Genomic DNA, 18102 nt, shown 5'->3' on the forward strand with positions numbered 1-18102 from the left:
CCGGGCAAGAAACCGCAGAAAAAACCGCAACGAATGCTCGATACTGTAAATGAGATATGGTTTGATCCTGCGTGGCCTGGCTTCGGGGGCCGTCACAACCAAAAACAGGGACGTGCGAACGTATGGCGAGACAGCTGGGCGAAACGACGGAAGACAATGACGCACAGGATGCGGACAAGAGCCTGAGCGATCGCTTTCGCGTGGACAAGTTCACGGCAACGGCGCACCGGATCAGCCTTGCCGACCGCGCGCTCTTGCACGAGTTGACGGTTGGCGTGTTCTGGCCCCACCGCTGGCGCGACCTCGATGTGTTCATTTCGCTCGGCGAGGGTTATCTGGCAGTAGATGAAATCGGGCGCGCCATGGGGTCGGCGATGTGCTTTCGAGCGGGCGATGATTTTGCCATGCTGGGGATGATGGTCACAGCGCCCCGCCTCCAGACGATGGGCACCGGACGGTGGCTATTGCGCCGGGTGATGAACGATTGCCCCGAGATGGATTTGCGGCTGAGCGCGACACGCCAGGGGTACCGGCTCTACAAGGAAGCGGGATTCGTTCCGCTTGGCACGATCTGGCAGCATCAGGGTGTGGCCCGGTCGCTCCGCCTGCCTGACCCGGTGCCGGGCCTCGCGTTGCGCGCGATGCAACCGGCCGATGCGTCGGAAATTCGCGCTCTGGATGCGCATGCCTATGGTGCGGCGCGGGACAAGACCCTCGAGACGCTGCTGCATCTGTCCGACGGGACGGTGGTCGAATCGGAAGGCAAAATATGCGGGTTCGCGCTGCGCCGCCGCTTTGGCCGGGGGTGGGTCATCGGGCCGCTCGTTGCCGAGACCGAGACCATCGCCATGATGCTTGTGGCACCGCTCATTCAGAGCAGTGAGGGTGATTTTGTCCGTCTCGACACACCGGTCGAAAACGAGCAGTTCGGCGCGTTCCTGTCGGCCATCGGGATGGGCGTTCACGACACCGTCACCGAGATGTATCTGGGCAATCAACGCCGCCCGCTCAGCGGTCCGAGGTTGTTTGGACTTGCGGCCCATTCATTGGGCTGACCAGCCGTGGCGTCAGGCCAGGCGATCCTTCAGCGAAAACCATAGCCCCACCAATGGCAGGAACCACGGACGCCCAGAATAGCCCGGCACGGTCGGCCAGTCGAGACCGGCCAGCGGGTTGGTGTCCGGCTGCCCCATCGCCATGTCCGCCAGCGACGCGCCGAGCAGCGTCGATAGTTGTGCGCCGTGCCCGGAATAGCCCATGCCATAGAGCATGCCGTCCATCTCGCCCGCGCGGGGGAAACGGTCCTTGGTCATCCCGACAAGGCCGCCCCAGCAATAGTCGATCTCGACATGTGCAAGATGCGGAAAGATCCGCGCCATCCCGGCACGCAGAATTTCACCCGATTTCGCATCCGACTGTTGATCGGAGCTGGCTGAAAACCGCGCCCGCCCCCCAAAGATCAGCCGGTTGTCAGGCGAAAGGCGAAAGTAATTGCCGATATTCATCGAGGTCACGCAGGTGCGGTTTCCGGGCAGTGTCGCGGCGACCTCTTCGTCGGTCAGCGGGCGCGTCGCCACAATGAACGAGCCGACCGAGATGATGCGCTTGCGAAAGGGTTTGAGCGCCGCTCCCTTGACGGCCCCGGAATAGGCCCCTGTCGCGACGATCACCCGCTCGGCGTGAAGATGGCCGCGTGCCGTCTCAAGACGCCAGAGCCCGTCCTCTTTGCGCCGGCCCGTGACGGGCGCATTTTCCCAGATCAGCGCACCGTGCCCCGCCGCCGCCCGCGCCAGACCCGAAACATAACGCCCCATGTGCATCATGGCAGATTTCGGTTGCAAACTGGCACCGTGAAATGCGTTCGACCCGATCTCGTCGCGCAAGGCGTCCGGTTCCACCCAACGCGCCTCGGGATCGACGTCGCGCGCGATCAAATCGCAGTTGGCGCGCAGCGACGCCACATGGCTCGGCTTTGACGCAAGCTTGAGCTTGCCGGAACGGCGAAAGTCGCAGGCGATGCGTTCTTGGGCGATGGTGTCCTCGATCATGTCGATGGACCGATCATAGGCCTGATAGAGCGCGTGGGCCCGCCCTGCCCCCAGATGCGCCTTTGCCGCGGCATAGCCATGCGCGATGCCGTTGTTGAGGTGTCCGCCGTTGCGGCCCGATCCGCCAGCGCCCACATGCTCGGCCTCGAGCAGCGCCACCGACACGCCCGCGCGCGCCAGCCGACGCGCCGCGCTCAGCCCGGTAAAGCCGCCGCCGATCACCGCCACATCAAATCGACCCTCGACCGGGCCTTGTTGTCCGGCCTCGAAGGCGGCGGCGGTGTCATGCCAGTAGGATGCGTATTTCATGATCGTCACGGCCTGTCTTACAGCCCAACCAAGGCGGGCAGTCCCGAAATATCCGGGATTTCGGTATAACCGTAATACGGATTGGCCGGTTCATGACCGCGATTGACCCACGCCTTGTGAGTGATCCCGAGATCATGCGCCGTCATCAGATCGTAGCGAAAGCTCGAGGAGACGTGCAACACGTCCTCCGGCCCGCACCCGAGCTGATCGAACATATACTCGAACGCACGCATCTGCGGTTTGTAAACCTGTGCATCCTCCGCCGTGAAAACATGGGCAATGGGCACGCCCAGACTGGCGATGTTGTGCGGGATTTGGCTGTTCATCGCATTGGTCAGCGCCACCAGCGGAATTCTGTCGGCAATCCTGCCCAACCCGGCGGTGACATCCGCATGCGGCCCCCATGACGGCACGCGCTCGTAGATTGCAGTGGCAACGTCCGCGTCGAACGCCACGCCGTTGCGCTTGCAGGTTCGCTCCAGCGCGTTGTGCACCACGTCGGCATAGGGTTTCCACGCCCCCAGAACCTCATCCAGCCGGTAGGCCGAGAAATCCTGGATGAATATCTGCATCGCTTCGGGTGACAGAGTGTCAGCGTAGTGATCGCGGGCAGCACCGGCCATGTCGTAGAAAATCATGGTGCCGTGGCAGTCAAAAGTGATGAATTTCGGGGTGAATGACATGATGGCCTCCAAAGCGTGTATGTTGTGGCCATCCTCGCCGCTTCCGGGCGGAATGGATTGCTGCGTTTGACGGGGTTGCCGCAGAATATCGCGTTGCAGCGGCGGGATCCGGCAAAAGGTGCCGTTCGCCCCGCGCCAAGCAACGTCCAGCCCGCCTTGTTTTGATGCAGGATCAATTATGCCTTCGGGCAATCTGACCAAAGGACAAGCTGACAGCATGACATCTTCCCCTCCCCCGCACGAAATGCTCGCCCGGCTGGTGGGCTTTGACACGGTTGTCGGATGCCCGAACCTTGATCTTATGAGAGAAATCGCAGATTGGCTTGACAGTCACGGTATCTCCTGCCGCCTCCTTGTCGGGCCCGAAGGCGACCGCGCCAACCTGTTCGCCACGATCGGAGACGCGGCGCGTCCCGGCTATATCCTGTCGGGCCATGTCGATGTCGTCCCCGCCGGGGAACCCGAGTGGCACGCCGACCCGTTCACCCTGCGTCAGACGGGTGACCGGCTGATCGGGCGCGGGGCCTGTGACATGAAGGGCTTTGTCGCCGCAGTCCTTGCCGCCGCGCCGGATCTGGCGGAAATGGCGCTCACCACCCCCATTCATATTGCGCTCTCTTACGATGAAGAGGCCGGCTGCAAAGGTGTGCCCCACATGATCGCCAAGCTGCCGGAGATGTGCGCAGCACCGCTCGGTTGCGTCGTTGGCGAACCCACAGGGCTGGTGCCGGTGCTCGCGCACAAGGGAAAGGCGGCGCTGCGCCTGCGGGCCACAGGTGTGGCGGGCCACAGCTCTCGCCCTGATCTGGGAGACAACGCGATCCACGCGCTGCTGCCTGTGCTGATCGCCGCCGAGGCGCAGGCGCGCGCGCTTGAAACACATGGACCAAAGGATGAGCGGTTCGCCCCCCCATGGTCCAGCCTGCAAGTCGGCACGGTTACAGGCGGTCAGGCACTGAATATCATTCCGGACCGGGCCGAGGCAGAGATCGAGGCCCGCGCCATCGCCGACACCGATCCCAAGGCGCTGCTTGCTCCGGTTCTGACCGCAGCCGACAAGGCTGGCATCGATGCCGAGTGGCTCTCCAGCTACCCGCCCCTTGCCCTTGATGCGGCGCATCCGCTCGCCGCTCTGATGACGGAGATGTCGGGGCAGACCCCAATCGCCGCGGTAAGTTTCGGGACGGAGGCCGGACTCTTTCAGCAGGCGGGCATCCCGGCAATCATCTGCGGTCCCGGCGACATCGCCCGCGCGCATCGGCCCGAGGAATATCTGACACTATCCGAGCTTCAGGCATGCCATCGCATGGTACTGGATCTTGGACGTTATTGCGCCGGATAGGCACGGCATATCCTGCGGCGCGGGCCCTGCGAGGCAAAAGAAAACTGCCGCGCCGATCACGCATCAGGCGCAACATGCCGATCCAAGCAACCTAACCTTTCGGGGAAATCAAGACGAGTGAATTCATGACAGACGCCTCCGCACAAACCACGCCCGCATCGGGCCTCGAAATCCTCCGTTTCGCGTCCGGCCATATGGCCGACGCCCTGCGCCTCTCGCAGCAGGTGGGCTGGCCACACAGGCAAGAAGACTGGTCATTGGCCCTCGCGGTGTCCGAGGGTGTCGTGGCGCTGGATGGCACGCGGGTCGTCGGGACGGCATGCTGCACCCGTTTCGGTGCGGTCGCGCTGCTCAACATGATCATCGTCGATGAGGCGATGCGCGGGCGCGGTCTTGGCCGGCGCCTGATGGCGGCAGTGATGGATCTCGCATCGGGATCAGAGATGCGCCTCGTCGCCACCGCCGAAGGCCTGCCGCTTTATGAAAGTCTGGGGTTTCGCGCGACCCACCGGATTTTCCAGCATCAGGGCATCGCGCAAGCGGCAACGCCGGACCTGCCGGTGCGGGATGGCACCGTACAGGATGTGGCAGTCCTGGCGGAGATGGATCATGAAGCCTCCGGTCTTGAGCGGGGTGCGCTGCTCGCACGGATTGCGGCAGAGGGCGAGGTGCTCCTCACCGAAGGCGGCTTTGCGCTCTTGCGTGATTTCGGACGCGGGCGCGTGATCGGTCCCGTGGTCGCGCGCGACACATCCGCCGCACAGGCGCTGATCGCCGAGGCGGCACGGCGTAGCGCAGGCACGTTCTTGCGCGTCGACCTGCCCGAGGCAGCCGGGCTTTCCGAGTTCGTGACCTCTCTGGGCCTGACGCATGCTGGCGGCGGCACTGCGATGGTCCGTGATCCCCGCGCCTCCGGAGCGGGTGAATTCACAACCTTTGCCCTTGTCTCACAAGCGCTTGGCTGAACACACAGGAGACGCATATGCTTACCAATTCACTCGTTGAGCTTGACCGTCGGCACCTTATCCACCCGGTGTCGTCCTTTCACGGGCATGAGGCGCGCGGCGTGCGCGTGCTGCGCTCTGCGCGTGGGGCCACAGTGACCGACAGCGAGGGGCGTGAATTGATCGACGGTTTTGCCGGTCTGTGGTGTGTCAATGCGGGATATGGCCATGAGAGCATCGTAGAGGCCGCCGCTTCCCAGATGCGCGACCTGCCCTATGCCACCGGCTATTTCGATCTCGGCGCCGAGGCGCCGATCCGTTTGGCCGCAGAACTGGCCGAGCGTGCGCCGGGTGATCTTGATCATGTCTATTTCTGCCTGGGTGGGTCTGACGCGGTGGACAGCACGATCCGCTTTATCCGCTACTACTGGCATGCCCAAGGCAAGCCGGAGCGCGATCAGTTCATTTCAGTTGCGCAGGGTTATCATGGGTCGGCTTCGGCCGGGGCGGGCCTGACCGCGCTGCCGGTGTTTCACGAGGGCTTTGGGCTGCCCTATGACTGGCAGCACAAGATCCCCTCGCATTATGCCTATCGCAATCCTGTTGGCACGGACGACGCGGCCATCATTTCCGCCTCGGTCGCCGCCTTGCGCGCCAAGGCAGAGGAGCTTGGCCCCGAGCGTGTCGCCGCCTTTTACGTCGAGCCCATTCAAGGCTCGGGCGGGGTTCTCGTACCGCCCAAGGGCTGGATGAAGGCGATGCGCGATCTTTGCGCCGAACTTGGAATCCTGTTTGTCGCAGATGAGGTCATCACCGGCTTTGGCCGCACCGGGCCGCTCTTTGCCTGTGAGGAAGATGGCATCGTGCCCGACCTGATGACCGTCGCCAAGGGGTTGACCTCAGGGTATGTGCCCATGGGGGCGGTTTTCATGCGCGAGCATGTCTATCAGACCATTGCCGAGGGCGCGGGCACCAAGGCCGTCGGGCATGGCTTTACCTATTCCGCGCACCCCGTTTCGGCCGCTGTCGCGCTCGAAGTGCTGAAGCTGTACGAAGGGGGCCTGCTGGAAAACGGTCGCCGTCAGGGCGCGCGCTTGCAGGAGGGGCTGGCCAGTCTGGCCGACCATCCGCTTGTGGGCGATGTGCGCGGGCGCGGCATGCTGGCTGCGGTCGAGCTTGTCACGGACAAGCAAAAGAAGACCCCGCTGCCTGCAGCACTTGACGCGGCAACCCGTCTCTTTGACCGCGCATGGGAGCATGGGCTGATCGTGCGATCCTTTGCGCAGGGGATCCTTGGCTATGCGCCGCCGCTGTGTTGCTCGGATGCAGAGATCGACCAGATCGTCGCGCGCACACGCAAGGTATTGGACCTGACGCTGGAGGATCCGGAAATCCGCGAGGTACTGCGCTCATGACGCTATTGCTGATAGGCCCCCCCGAGCGCGAGCAAGCGTGGCAGCCCATTTTCGAGAACGCTGGCGAAGCGCTGATTATAGGCGAGGATGCGGTGCAAGACCCGCTCTCGATCACGCATCTGGCTTGTTGGCAACCTCCGGCGGAGCTTGGCCGCTATCCCAATCTGAAGGCCGTGATAAGCACCGGCGCGGGGGTAGATCAGATGCCGCTTCTACCGCCCGGCGTCGCGCTGACCCGCACGCTGGCACCCGGAATTGATGCGATGGTGCGCGATTGGGTGCTGATGGCGACGCTGATGCTGCATCGCGACATGCCGCGCTATCTGGAACAAAGCGCCCGCTCAGAGTGGCGGCCTCATCCCCCGCGTCTCGCCCGCGCCGGGCGCGTCGGTATCATGGGGCTGGGCCGGATCGGACGCACGGCGGCGGCAAGCCTGTCGTCTCTGGGCTTTGACGTCGCCGGCTGGAGCAGGTCGGGCAGACCTCTTGAGAATGTCAGGGTATATGCCCATGCCGATCTCTCTGCCTTTCTCGCCCGGACCGATCTGCTGATCTGTCTGCTGCCTTTGACAGACGAAACGCGCGGGCTGCTCAACGCGGACCTCTTTGCCAAGCTGCCCGAAGGTGCGGCGCTCATCCATGCCGGGCGCGGCGCGCAGCTTGACATGGAGGCGATGCGCCACGCGCTCGATGCGGGGCATCTCCGAGCCGCAATGCTCGACGTGACCGAGCCCGAACCCCTGCCACAGAGCCATTGGGCCTGGACCGATCCAAGGGTCATCATAACCCCTCATGTGGCCGCACAAACCGACGCAACCGAGGGCGCGCATCACGCATTGGCCGCCATTCGCGCCACGCGTGACGGCTCTGCACTTCCCGGCCTCGTGGATCAGGGGCGGGGGTATTGAGCCGCAAAACAGGGGCAGCATTTCTCGCCGCGCCATCCGGCAAAACAAAAGATTCTGCCGTTGCATGAACAAAATTCGACGCCAAGGCCTTTGTTTAACAGGCGATCATCACTCAATCGGAACCACATCCGCTCGCTCGAGCGGGATCATGGCAAGAAGAAAAACGGTTCATATGACACCTAAAACAATGGCAAAACCCTTGACTGCTTTCACCCATATGAGTTTTGACGTCGTCGGTACGCTGATAGACTTTGAATCCGCGATCATCGGCGCGCTGGATGGCATAGCCCGGCAATCAGGCATCACCCTTGATGGCGAAGACGCGCTGGCGCTCTACCGTGCGGCCCGCTACGAGCCCGGCGCGGGTCTCTTTCCGGATGATCTGGGTCGCTGCTACGGCAGTATCGCGGCACAATTGGGATTGCCTGACACGCCGGAACTGCGCCAGCGCCTCGTCGAGGCGGTCGGCGAGGCGTCACCCTTTCCCGACAGCGTCGCGGCGCTCGCGCGGCTTGGCAGGCGCTACAAGTTGATCGCCATGACCAATGCCCGCCGCTGGGCGTTCGAGAAATATGAGACCAAGCTCGGCTTGCCATTCTGGGCGGGGTTTACGGCGGACGATACAGGCACCGAAAAGCCGGACCCGGCCTTTTTTCACAAGGTGTTCGCCCATGTGGAGGCGACGGGTGGAACACCGGGCGCCATCCTGCACACCGCGCAGAGCCAGCACCACGATATCGGTATCTCACGCCAACTCGGCATGACGAATGTCTGGGTCGAACGTCGCCACGAGCAAAAGGGCTATGGCGGCACCATAGAGCCCGACGCTTTCACCGAACCTGACTATCACTTCAAATCGCTTGCGGAACTGGCCGACGCCACCGAGAGCGCTGCCAGAACCTGAGCCTGCCACCCCACCTCAAACCGGCGAAAAGAACCGGATGGGGTCCCGACTGAACCAGAAACCTCACCAGCAACAGGGAAGACAGAAAGATGACCAGACTCAAACCAAGCAACTGGACCGGGCGCGACGATGCCATGATCGAAAACGCCATTCGCCGCGGCGCATCGCGCCGAGATCTTTTGAAGATGCTCATGGGCTCGGGCGTGGCACTCGGCGCAGGCAGCGGCCTGCTGATGCACGCCTCTCAGGCGGTCGCCGCGACGCCAAAGTCCGGCGGGCACATGAAAGCCGCGGGCTGGTCTGCCTCAACGGCCGACACATTGGACCCGGCCAAGGCCTCGCTCTCGACGGATTACACCCGTTGCTGCGCGCTCTACAATCGCCTGACATTCCTCAATGAAGCCGGCGAAGTCGAGATGGAACTGGCCGAGTCGATCGAGTCGAGCGACGCCAAGACCTGGAACATAAAGCTGAAATCCGGCGTCACCTTCCATGACGGCAAAACCCTGAGCGCGGCGGATGTCGTGTTCTCGCTCAAGCGCCATCTTGATCCGGATGTCGGCTCCAAGGTAAACTCCATTGCCAAGCAGATGGCCGAGATCACCGCGGTCGATGATCTGAACGCACGGGTCGTGCTAACAGAGCCCAATGCCGACCTGCCGACCATCCTGTCCCTGCACCACTTCATGATTGTGGCCGACGGGACAACGGATTTTTCCAAGGGCAACGGCACCGGCGCCTTCGTGCTCGAAGAATTCAACCCCGGTGTTCGATCTGTCGCTGCACGCAATCCCAACTACTTCAAGGACACGGGCCCCTATCTCGACAGCTTCGAGTATTTCGCAATTCCCGACAACAACGCCCGCGTGAACGCGCTTTTGTCTGGCGATATTCATCTTGCGGCGGCTGTCAACGCACGGTCTTTGCGGATGATGGAAGGGCAATCGCATGTCGATACCATGATCAGCACGTCGGGCAATTATACCAATCTCAATATCCGCCTCGATCTGGAACCGGGTGCCAAGGCGGGCTTTATCGAGGGGATGAAACATCTGGTCCGCCGCGAACAGATCCAGAAATCCGTATTGCGCGGGCTGGCGGAAATTGGCAACGATCAGCCTGTCTCGCCTGCAAACCGCTATTACAATACCGAGTTGCAGCCCCGCGAGTATGACCCTGAACGCGCCCGGGCGCTCTTTGAAAAGGCGGGTGTCCTCGGCCAATCCATACCGATTGTTGCCTCCGAGGCCGCCAATGCCTCAATCGACATGGCGACCGTGGTGCAGCAGGCCGGCGCAGAGATCGGCATGACATTCGATGTTCAGCGCGTGCCCTCTGATGGGTACTGGTCCAACTACTGGCTGAAAGCACCGGTCCATTTCGGCAACATCAACCCGCGCCCGACGCCGGATATCCTGTTCTCGTTGCTCTATCATTCGGAAGCACCCTGGAACGAAAGCCAGTACAAGTCCGAAAAATTCGACAACATGCTGGTTGAGGCGCGCGGGCTGCTGGATGAAACCAAGCGGACCGACATGTACTGGGAGATGCAGGAGATGGTGGCGAATGAGGCCGGCACGATCATCCCCACCTATATCTCGAACGTCGATGGCATGGCGGGCAACCTCAAGGGCATGCGCTCCAATCCGCTGGGGGGTCAGATGGGCTATGCCTTTGCGGAATACGTCTGGCTGGACACATAATCCACCTGCCAAAAGACGCCCGCGCATGGCACCATGCGCGGGCCATTTCCATTCCTGAAAAGGGAGGTGCCCCATGCTCCGGTCCACCACGACATGGCTTCTCGTCGGGCAACGGCTAGGGATCGCATTCATCACGCTCATCATCGTGTCCTTCGCGGTGTTCTTCGCGACGGAAATGCTTCCCGGCGATGTCGCCCAGATCTTGCTCGGACAGGCGGCCACGCCCGAAGCGGTTGCCGGGCTTCGCGAGGCAATGGGGCTGAACGAACCTGCATTTCAGCGCTTTCTCGGCTGGCTTGCAGGGCTTGCGACCGGCGACATGGGGCGATCTTACGTCAATGATATCGAAGTCGTCGATCTGTTGGGGGGACGCTTGCAGAACTCACTGCGCCTTGCCGGGATCGTCACCGCCATCTGCGTGCCAGTGGCGCTCACCCTTGGGATAATCGCCGCCATGTTTCGAGGCTCGTGGCTGGATCGAGCGGTGTCTGTGGCCACGATTTCGGTGATCTCGGTGCCGGAGTTCATGGTCGCGACGCTGGCCGTGCTGGTCTTTGCAGTCTGGCTCGACTGGTTGCCGGCCCTAAGCTACGGCGTCAATGTCGACAGCATCGGTGCGATGCTGCGGGCCTATGCCATGCCGGTCATCACGCTGAGCTTTGTCGTTTCCGCACAGATGATCCGCATGACACGGGCTGCGGTGATCGAGACGATCGAAACCCCGTATGTCGAAATGGCCTTGCTGAAAGGCGCCTCAAGACGCCGCATGGTTCTTGTGCACGCGCTGCCCAATGCGCTTGGCCCCATTGCCAACGCGGTGGCCTTGTCGCTGTCCTATCTTGTCGGCGGGGTGATCATCGTCGAGACCGTCTTCAACTATCCAGGTGTCGCCAAACTGATGGTAGATGCTGTGGCGACCCGCGACCTGCCGCTGATCCAGTCCTGCGCGATGGTGTTCTGCGTCAGCTACCTGACGCTGATCACGCTGGCGGACATGATCGCAATCCTCTCCAATCCAAGGCTGCGCCAGTGATGACCTCTCCCACAAGCTCCCCTCGCAAACTTCGCATGCCAACGCCGCGCAATCTGGGCTATTCCTTTGGCTGGACGGGCCGGATCGGCGTTGCGATCATCCTCTTTTGGGCAATCGTGGCACTCATCGGCAATTGGATCACGCCCTACCCCGTGGGCGAAATCGTCGACTGGGATTATTTCAGTGGCGTCAGCGCCGCGCATTGGATGGGAACCGACTATCTGGGCCGGGACATATTTTCGCGGGTCCTGATGGGGGCACGCTATACGGTGGGAATAGCTCTGGCGTCGGCGACGCTGGCCTGCACCTTTGGCGTCATCCTCGGGATGATCGCGGCAGTCATTGGCGGCTGGTTCGATACGCTGCTGTCACGGCTTCTGGATGCGTTCAACGGTATCCCCTCGCTGCTCTTCGGTCTTGTGGTCGTGGCCGCGGTCGGGTCCTCCATTCCGGTTCTGGTGTTGACGCTGACCGCAATCTACATGCCGGGGGCGTACCGGTTTGCCCGCGCGCTGGCGGTGAACATCAACACAATGGATTTCGTGACCGTGGCCCGCGCCCGTGGCGAAGGGACACCCTACATGATCACGTTCGAGATCTTTCCCAACATCCTCGGCCCCGTGCTGGCGGATTTCGGGTTGCGGTTCGTCTTCATCGTCCTGGTCCTGTCGGGCCTGTCATTCCTTGGCCTCGGGGTTCAGCCGCCGAATGCCGATTGGGGCGCATTGGTACGCGAGAACATCGAGGGGCTGAGCCTGGGCGCACCGGCGGTCATCTTTCCATGCATCGCCATCGCGTCACTGACCATCTCGGTCAATATGTTCATCGACAACCTTCCCACCAAGATCAGAGACAGGGCCGAATGATGACAGATACACCTCTCGTTTCCGTCCGCGACCTGCGGATTGGCGCCGTCACCGACTCGGGCCGCAATGTCGAGATCATTCGCGGCGTGGATTTCGACATCGCACCGGGCGAAATCCTGGCCCTGATCGGTGAATCCGGCTCTGGCAAAACAACGATCGCGCTCTCTCTCATGGGGCACACCCGTAGCGGCTGTGCCGTTGAGGGCGGCACGATACGCATAGGAGAGCACGACATAACCGGCATGTCCGAAGGGCAACGCGCCAAGCTGCGCGGCACCGAGGTGTCGTATGTCCCACAATCCGCAGCGGCGGCGTTCAACCCGTCGAAGAGGATCATGGATCAGGTGGTGGAAACAACCCGCATCCACGACCTGATGCCGCGCGACAAGGCCGAAGACTATGCGCGCACCCTCTTTCGCGCCCTGGCCCTGCCCAATCCAGACACCATCGGTGAGCGGTATCCGCATCAGGTGTCGGGCGGGCAGCTTCAGCGGCTCTCGGCGGCAATGGCCCTGATCGGCGATCCGAAGCTGGTGATCTTCGACGAACCCACCACGGCGCTTGACGTGACAACGCAAATCGAGGTTCTGCGTGCGTTTCGCCGCGTGATGGAAGAAGGCGGCATGGCCGGGGTCTATGTCAGCCATGACCTGGCTGTAGTCGCCCAGATCGCGGATCGCATCGTCGTGCTCAAAGGGGGCGAGGTCCAGGAACACGGCACGACAGAGCAAATTCTGAACGCGCCCGAACATCCCTACACCAAAGAGTTGCTGGCCGCCTTTGACCCGGTGCCGCATATCGCCGTAAAAGATCTCGAAGACGCGAGTGAGACGCCGATCCTCGAAGTACAGAACCTCTATGCTGGCTACGGTCCCATCAAGGATGGCGAACCCGCAGCCAAGGTGATGCACGATGTGAATTTCAAGCTCTATCGTGGTCGCAATCTTGGAGTAATCGGTGAATCGGGCTCTGGGAAATCAACTCTGGCCCGCGCCGTGGCAGGCATCTTGCCGGCCTATCGGGGCAAAGTCCTTCTTGATGGGCATACGCTCGACCCGTCTTTGGCCAAACGCAGCAAACAAGAGCTGCGCCGCGCGCAGATTGTGTTTCAGCTGGCAGACACGGCGCTGAACCCGGCGCATTCCGTGGGCAGCATCATTGCCCGCCCCTTGCGGTTCTACAAGGGCCTGCGCGGGGCAGCCTGCGAAAAGCGTGTGATCGAATTGCTGGAAATGGTTCATTTGCCGTCGGCATTGCGTCATCGCCTTCCGTCAGAGTTGTCAGGTGGGCAGAAACAGCGCGTCAACCTCGCTCGCGCCCTCGCCGCAGAGCCCGAATTGATCCTGTGCGACGAGATCACGTCTGCACTCGACACGGTGGTGGCGGCTGCCATTCTGGAATTGCTCAAGGAGCTGCAGGGCGAACTGGGGCTGAGTTACATGTTCATCAGCCATGACCTGTCCACGGTCGAGGCAATCTGCGACGACGTTCTGGTGATGTACAAGGGCGAGGTCGTCGAAGCCCTGCCAGCCGCGCGCATGTCCGAGGACGCCACCCACGCCTATTCCCGCCTGCTCATCTCGTCGGTGCCGCAGCTTGACACCGGCTGGCTCGCGGGGCTCGAACAGGACCCAGAGCTATTGGCCGCGTTTTCGGACCGCTAAAGCAATTTCAGAAAAAGTTGATAGACTTTTTCGGTTCGAAATTGCGCAAAAACAATGAACGACAGCGTTACGACTGTTTCAACGAAAAGTCGAAACGCTGTAGAGGGCCGGATCCCGCGGTCACTCAACATCTGTGAAAAGCCGGGTCAACGGCAGTTGCCGCTTGATGAACGGGGTCTTCATCACCACGAAGCTGAAATAGCGATCTATTCCCGAGTTGCGGTCAATCAGGTCCTCGATGATTTCCTGATAATCGCTGATCCCGGCGGTGACGAATTTGGCCAGATAGTCGTAGCCGCCGGAAATCAGGTGACATTCAACGCAATTGTCGATCTTTTCCAAGGCTTCCTGAAACCGGGCAAAATCAATCTGCCGGTGGTTCTTGAGCGTGAATTCGGTGAACACGGTCAGCGTCTCACCCAGCTTGGCCACATTGATCAGCGCCGAGTATCCGGTGATGTAGCCGGATTTCTGCAACTTTTTCACACGGGTCAGGCAAGGCGAGGGCGACAAATGCACCAGATCGGCCAGTTCAACATTGGTGATACGGCCATTGCGCTGCAATTCGGCCAGAATTCTGATGTCAATTCGGTCCAGTTTCTGAAGGTTGTTCATCGGTCCTGTCCTTGCATGTCATGGCACGACGCGCGATGCCGGAGCCTGAGCGCGCGGCGGATCGGGAAAATACAAAACGATCTGCCGGTCAACTTCCCTGATGCGGCACAAACCGCTGGAACTCTACAGCTAGGTTTCAAAAAACACATGGAAAAATGATGCCTGCTCCACTGCTTGATATCGAAACCCAAACCGATCTCCCCGAACATGCAGATTGCGTGATCATCGGAGGCGGGATCGTCGGCGTCAGCGCCGCCTATTGGCTTGCCCGCGCAGGGCAGAGTGTCGTTCTGCTCGAGAAAGGCCGTATAGGTGCAGAGCAATCCAGCCGCAACTGGGGCTGGTGCCGCCAGCAAAATCGGGATGCCAGAGAATTGCCCTTGTCCACGCGCAGTCTTGCATTGTGGGAAGAAATGAGCGCCGATATCGGGGCTGATCTCGGGTTTCGGCGCTGCGGCCTGCTGTATCTGTCCAACGATTCCGAGGAAATCGAGGGCTGGGCCAATTGGGGCCGCTTCGCCCGGGGCGAAGGCATCGACACCCGGATGCTGACGCCGGACGAAGCCAGCGAACGCGGTGCGGCCACCGGGTTGCTCTGGCAAGGCGGTGTCTGGTCGCCAAGCGATGGCGTCGCCGATCCCTCCCGCGCGGCGCCGCTTATCGCGCGCGGGATCATCGCGCATGGCGGCACCGTTCTGCAAGGATGTGCTGCTCGGGGACTGGAAACCGAGGCCGGTGCGGTTTCGGCGGTGATCACCGAGCGTGGCACAATCAAGACGCGCGCAGCGGTCATGGCAGGTGGCGCATGGGCTGGCAGTTTTATGCGTCGTCACGGCATCGGGTTTCCGCAAGCGGCAGTGCGCAGTTCGATACTGTCTGTGGCTCCCGGCGCTACGGGACTGCCACCCGCGCTGCACACCAACGCTGTCTCGATCACGCGGCGCGGCGACGGCGCGCATACGCTGGCTGTGTCTGGCCTGGCCAATCTTGATCCCACGCCGGGAGCGATTGCCGGAGTGCGGCATTTCCTGCCGATGTTCGCCAAGCGCTGGCGCGTCCTGCGCCCCGGCGGGGCCCAGGCGTGGCGCGCGGGTTTCGAGACCTGCAAGACATGGGATTTTGACGACGAGACACCGATGGAGCGCTGCCGCATCCTCGATCCGCGTCCCAGCCAGGCGCTGGTCAAGCTGACGCTGAAGCGCGCCCGCACCCTTCTGCCCGCACTCAGGAAATTGCCGATACAGGCCCAATGGGCGGGCTATATCGACAGCACACCGGACGGCGTACCCGTGATTGATGCCGATATCGGAACGCCCGGCCTCGTGCTTGCTGCGGGGCTTTCGGGGCATGGGTTCGGCATCGGCCCCGGCGTGGGACATCTTGTGGCGGATATGGTTCTTGGGCGCACCCCGATCACGGAGACCGAGCAATATCGCCTCAGCAGGTTCGGCAAGGGACAGTGGGGCAAGGTGGCGGACTTCTGATCTCATGCCGCAAACCGGGTGATCGCAAAATCCTCTAGCGGGGTAGCGCAATGCCCCGTGGCGATCAGTTCGGCCATGGCATCCCCCACGCCGGGACCCAATTGAAAACCGTGTCCGCAGAACCCGAAGGCGTGAAACAATCCCGGAGTTGTGCCCGAGGGGCCAATCACCGGCAGGGTGTCGGCCACGTAACCTTCGCAGCCTGACCATTGCCGGATTACGGCCGCATCTGCCAATGCCGGAACCAGCCTCAGAACGGCCGCCACCTGAGCAGGCAAACACGTCGGATCGGCACGCGCGAAACCGGGATCAGGTGCCACGGGAATACGCGAAACGGCTCCGCCAAATACCACATTGCCGCGTTCGACCTGCCGCAAATAGGCGCCGTGCGCTCGGGTCCAGACACCAACCACAGGTGCAATGCGATAGGGCAATGGCTCTGTCACGGCCATTTGCGGCCCCCACGTGCTCAGGGGTACATCCTCGCCGAACCGCGCCGCCACGTCCCGCCCCCACGCACCCGCACAATTCAACAGAACCGCCGCTCTATGGAGGCCCTTCGTCGTCTCCACCACAAACCCCGCCTCGCTATGGCCGATCTTCAAGACCGGGGCTTGGTCTATGATGCAGGCCCCCGCACGCGCCGCCGCATCGGCAAAGGCAGGCGCCACCAGCCGCGGGTTGGCCGATCCGTCGTTCGGCGAGAAGGACGCGGCGATGGCATCCGGTCCAAGCCCCGGAAAGCGGTTGCGGAGGTCGTCTGGCCCAAGCTCTTCAAGCGTCAGGTCCTGAGCCGATGCCGCGCGCGCATAACTGCGCATGTCTTCCAACCCGTCGGCGTCGAAAATCAACCGCAGATGTCCCGTCGCGCGAAACTCCACATCGCGGTCCAGCAACGTCTGCGCCTCGTTCCAGATCGCAAGAGACCGGGCCGCCAGAGGCAGTTGCGCCAAATGCCGCCCACTTCGCCGGATGTTGCCAAAGGACGCCACGGTCGCACCTGCGCCGATCCGGCGGCGCTCGATCAGCGTCACCCGGGCACCCCGGCGCGCCAGAAACAAAGCCGAGGCCGTTCCCATCAGACCGCCACCAAGAACGATCACATCCATGCCATCTTGCCCCTTTGACAAAGGAATTTCTGCCATCAGACATCGCAACTCCACTTGTGTCAAAGACGGGAAACGTGACACCCTATAAGCCTAACCTATAGGGAGACAGTGATGCGCGCGCGCCAGCTTGAGGTCTTTACCGCTGTGATGCGGGCCGGAACCGTGACCGGAGCCGCGCGTCTGCTCAATATATCGCAGCCCGCGCTCAGTCAGATTCTCATTCACACAGAGGCGCAACTGGGATTTCATCTGTTTGATCGTGAAAAAGGCAGACTGCGCCCAACACCAGAGGCCTATGAGCTTTACCCCGAGGCCGAGCGTCTGTTTGCAGGCCTTGAAGGGCTCCGTCGCAAAACCTCGGATCTGCGCCTTGGCCGGGCCGGATTGGTGCGGATCGCGGCCTCTCCCCCGCCCGGCATGTCGCTGCTGCCGCGCGCCCTCAGAACATTCCGCGCAGAACATCCGGATGTCGTTCTGAGGACGCATGTCGCCCCGCTTGCCGCCATGGTGGATCTTCTGCGCACGGGCGATGCCTCCATGGCCTTGGCGCTCGATGATGATCTGCCCCCGGATATCGCCGTGGAACACATCGGAACCACGAGCTTTTGTTGCCTTCTACCCGAAGATCACGTGCTGACAGACGCCGACACGCTGGATTTCTCAGATCTGGATGGCGAAACCATCATCTCTTATCGCAGCCAGACCCGGCCGCATGACGAGCTGGACATGGCCCTGCGTCGGCGCGGCGGTATTTTTGCCCCACAGATCGAAATTGACAGCTCAATATCTGCGGCTGGCTTCGTGCGCGCGGGGTTGGGCGTGGCGTTGGTGGATGCGCTTTTGCCGTGGGCGCAGTTTCCCGGCATTGTGGCGCGCCCCCTGACAGACACGCCAAGCTTGCCGGTTTCCCTGCTGACGGCACGGGGCAAAACGCTTTCGCGCGCCGAAGAGGCCATGCGAAACCTGTTGCACGCCACTCCCCTCATCGAGACATAAGCCCAACTTATGTTCTTCCGCGCGATCCGTCTTGGACGCGCGCCGCTGAATCTGGTCGAGTTTCGGAAACCCACCGGAA

The 18102-nt window shown here is 62.0% G+C and carries 16 protein-coding genes; 12 read left to right on the plus strand and 4 right to left on the minus strand.

The features are described 5' to 3' along the window. The first annotated feature begins 122 nt into the window (after window positions 1–122). Window positions 123–1055: a GNAT family N-acetyltransferase gene (locus Q0X85_RS16615; protein WP_297773810.1), complete on the plus strand. Its 933-nt coding sequence runs from the start codon at window positions 123–125 to the stop codon at window positions 1053–1055. A gap of 12 nt (window positions 1056–1067) precedes the next feature. Here the strand turns inward: Q0X85_RS16615 and Q0X85_RS16620 are convergent, their stop codons facing one another. Continuing rightward, complete coding sequence (locus Q0X85_RS16620) at window positions 1068–2357, minus strand: FAD-binding oxidoreductase (protein ID WP_297773813.1); 1290 nt, start codon at window positions 2355–2357, stop codon at window positions 1068–1070. Between the two features lie 17 nt (window positions 2358–2374). Beyond that, window positions 2375–3040, minus strand: coding sequence for a haloacid dehalogenase type II (locus tag Q0X85_RS16625; protein ID WP_297773815.1), 666 nt, complete (start codon window positions 3038–3040; stop codon window positions 2375–2377). Window positions 3041–3257: 217 nt separating this feature from the next. On the opposite strand from Q0X85_RS16625, the gene argE reads away from it, so the two are divergent. From argE to Q0X85_RS16670, 9 genes are all read left to right on the plus strand, one after another. Next, complete coding sequence (gene argE / locus Q0X85_RS16630; protein WP_297773817.1) at window positions 3258–4382, plus strand: acetylornithine deacetylase; 1125 nt, start codon at window positions 3258–3260, stop codon at window positions 4380–4382. Between the two features lie 125 nt (window positions 4383–4507). Further along, window positions 4508–5347 carry a GNAT family N-acetyltransferase gene (locus tag Q0X85_RS16635; protein WP_297773820.1) on the plus strand — a complete coding sequence of 280 codons (840 nt, stop codon included), beginning with the start codon at window positions 4508–4510 and terminating at the stop codon, window positions 5345–5347. A gap of 17 nt (window positions 5348–5364) precedes the next feature. After that, the gene (locus Q0X85_RS16640) at window positions 5365–6741 is read left to right on the plus strand and encodes an aspartate aminotransferase family protein (protein ID WP_297773822.1); all 1377 of its coding nucleotides are present in this window, start codon (window positions 5365–5367) and stop codon (window positions 6739–6741) included. Then, window positions 6738–7649, plus strand: coding sequence for a glyoxylate/hydroxypyruvate reductase A (locus Q0X85_RS16645; protein WP_297773824.1), 912 nt, complete (start codon window positions 6738–6740; stop codon window positions 7647–7649). The genes Q0X85_RS16640 and Q0X85_RS16645 overlap by 4 nt, the downstream gene beginning before the upstream one ends. A 187-nt stretch (window positions 7650–7836) precedes the next feature. Next, a complete protein-coding gene (locus tag Q0X85_RS16650; RefSeq protein ID WP_297773826.1) occupies window positions 7837–8553 on the plus strand; it encodes an HAD-IA family hydrolase in 717 nt (238 codons plus the stop codon). 89 nt (window positions 8554–8642) lie between these two features. Next, window positions 8643–10256, plus strand: coding sequence for an ABC transporter substrate-binding protein (locus tag Q0X85_RS16655; protein ID WP_297773829.1), 1614 nt, complete (start codon window positions 8643–8645; stop codon window positions 10254–10256). 73 nt (window positions 10257–10329) lie between these two features. Further along, a complete protein-coding gene (locus Q0X85_RS16660; RefSeq protein WP_297773831.1) occupies window positions 10330–11289 on the plus strand; it encodes an ABC transporter permease in 960 nt (319 codons plus the stop codon). Window positions 11290–11324: 35 nt separating this feature from the next. Beyond that, window positions 11325–12155 carry an ABC transporter permease gene (locus tag Q0X85_RS16665; protein WP_297773833.1) on the plus strand — a complete coding sequence of 277 codons (831 nt, stop codon included), beginning with the start codon at window positions 11325–11327 and terminating at the stop codon, window positions 12153–12155. Next, window positions 12155–13819, plus strand: a complete 1665-nt coding sequence (locus Q0X85_RS16670; protein WP_297773836.1) for an ABC transporter ATP-binding protein — start codon at window positions 12155–12157, stop codon at window positions 13817–13819. The genes Q0X85_RS16665 and Q0X85_RS16670 overlap by 1 nt, the downstream gene beginning before the upstream one ends. Window positions 13820–13939: 120 nt before the next feature. Here Q0X85_RS16670 and Q0X85_RS16675 read toward each other — a convergent pair whose 3' ends face one another. Further along, window positions 13940–14434 (minus strand): Lrp/AsnC family transcriptional regulator, encoded by a 495-nt coding sequence (locus tag Q0X85_RS16675; protein ID WP_297773838.1) that lies wholly within the window; start codon window positions 14432–14434, stop codon window positions 13940–13942. A 155-nt stretch (window positions 14435–14589) separates the two neighbouring features. Here Q0X85_RS16675 and Q0X85_RS16680 point away from each other — a divergent pair, with 155 nt between their 5' ends. Beyond that, window positions 14590–15918: an FAD-binding oxidoreductase gene (locus Q0X85_RS16680; protein ID WP_297773841.1), complete on the plus strand. Its 1329-nt coding sequence runs from the start codon at window positions 14590–14592 to the stop codon at window positions 15916–15918. Window positions 15919–15920: 2 nt separating this feature from the next. Here the strand turns inward: Q0X85_RS16680 and Q0X85_RS16685 are convergent, their stop codons facing one another. Next, complete coding sequence (locus tag Q0X85_RS16685) at window positions 15921–17027, minus strand: FAD-binding oxidoreductase (RefSeq protein WP_297773843.1); 1107 nt, start codon at window positions 17025–17027, stop codon at window positions 15921–15923. Between the two features lie 111 nt (window positions 17028–17138). Between Q0X85_RS16685 and Q0X85_RS16690 the strand changes: the two genes are divergently transcribed. Beyond that, window positions 17139–18023, plus strand: a complete 885-nt coding sequence (locus Q0X85_RS16690; protein WP_297773846.1) for a LysR substrate-binding domain-containing protein — start codon at window positions 17139–17141, stop codon at window positions 18021–18023. Window positions 18024–18102: the final 79 nt, after the last annotated feature.

It is taken from the genome of uncultured Roseovarius sp., from assembly GCF_947259555.1.
Taxonomy (GTDB): domain Bacteria; phylum Pseudomonadota; class Alphaproteobacteria; order Rhodobacterales; family Rhodobacteraceae; genus Roseovarius.

Bases quoted from the DNA above. Each gene is read 5' to 3' on its own strand.
- Q0X85_RS16615 (WP_297773810.1), top strand. From the start codon at position 123: ATGGCGAGACAGCTGGGCGAAACGACGGAAGACAATGACGCACAGGAT.
- Q0X85_RS16620 (WP_297773813.1), bottom strand. From the start codon at position 2,357: ATGAAATACGCATCCTACTGGCATGACACCGCCGCCGCCTTCGAGGCC.
- Q0X85_RS16625 (WP_297773815.1), bottom strand. From the start codon at position 3,040: ATGTCATTCACCCCGAAATTCATCACTTTTGACTGCCACGGCACCATG.
- argE (WP_297773817.1), top strand. From the start codon at position 3,258: ATGACATCTTCCCCTCCCCCGCACGAAATGCTCGCCCGGCTGGTGGGC.
- Q0X85_RS16635 (WP_297773820.1), top strand. From the start codon at position 4,508: ATGACAGACGCCTCCGCACAAACCACGCCCGCATCGGGCCTCGAAATC.
- Q0X85_RS16640 (WP_297773822.1), top strand. From the start codon at position 5,365: ATGCTTACCAATTCACTCGTTGAGCTTGACCGTCGGCACCTTATCCAC.
- Q0X85_RS16645 (WP_297773824.1), top strand. From the start codon at position 6,738: ATGACGCTATTGCTGATAGGCCCCCCCGAGCGCGAGCAAGCGTGGCAG.
- Q0X85_RS16650 (WP_297773826.1), top strand. From the start codon at position 7,837: ATGGCAAAACCCTTGACTGCTTTCACCCATATGAGTTTTGACGTCGTC.
- Q0X85_RS16655 (WP_297773829.1), top strand. From the start codon at position 8,643: ATGACCAGACTCAAACCAAGCAACTGGACCGGGCGCGACGATGCCATG.
- Q0X85_RS16660 (WP_297773831.1), top strand. From the start codon at position 10,330: ATGCTCCGGTCCACCACGACATGGCTTCTCGTCGGGCAACGGCTAGGG.
- Q0X85_RS16665 (WP_297773833.1), top strand. From the start codon at position 11,325: ATGCCAACGCCGCGCAATCTGGGCTATTCCTTTGGCTGGACGGGCCGG.
- Q0X85_RS16670 (WP_297773836.1), top strand. From the start codon at position 12,155: ATGACAGATACACCTCTCGTTTCCGTCCGCGACCTGCGGATTGGCGCC.
- Q0X85_RS16675 (WP_297773838.1), bottom strand. From the start codon at position 14,434: ATGAACAACCTTCAGAAACTGGACCGAATTGACATCAGAATTCTGGCC.
- Q0X85_RS16680 (WP_297773841.1), top strand. From the start codon at position 14,590: ATGATGCCTGCTCCACTGCTTGATATCGAAACCCAAACCGATCTCCCC.
- Q0X85_RS16685 (WP_297773843.1), bottom strand. From the start codon at position 17,027: ATGGATGTGATCGTTCTTGGTGGCGGTCTGATGGGAACGGCCTCGGCT.
- Q0X85_RS16690 (WP_297773846.1), top strand. From the start codon at position 17,139: ATGCGCGCGCGCCAGCTTGAGGTCTTTACCGCTGTGATGCGGGCCGGA.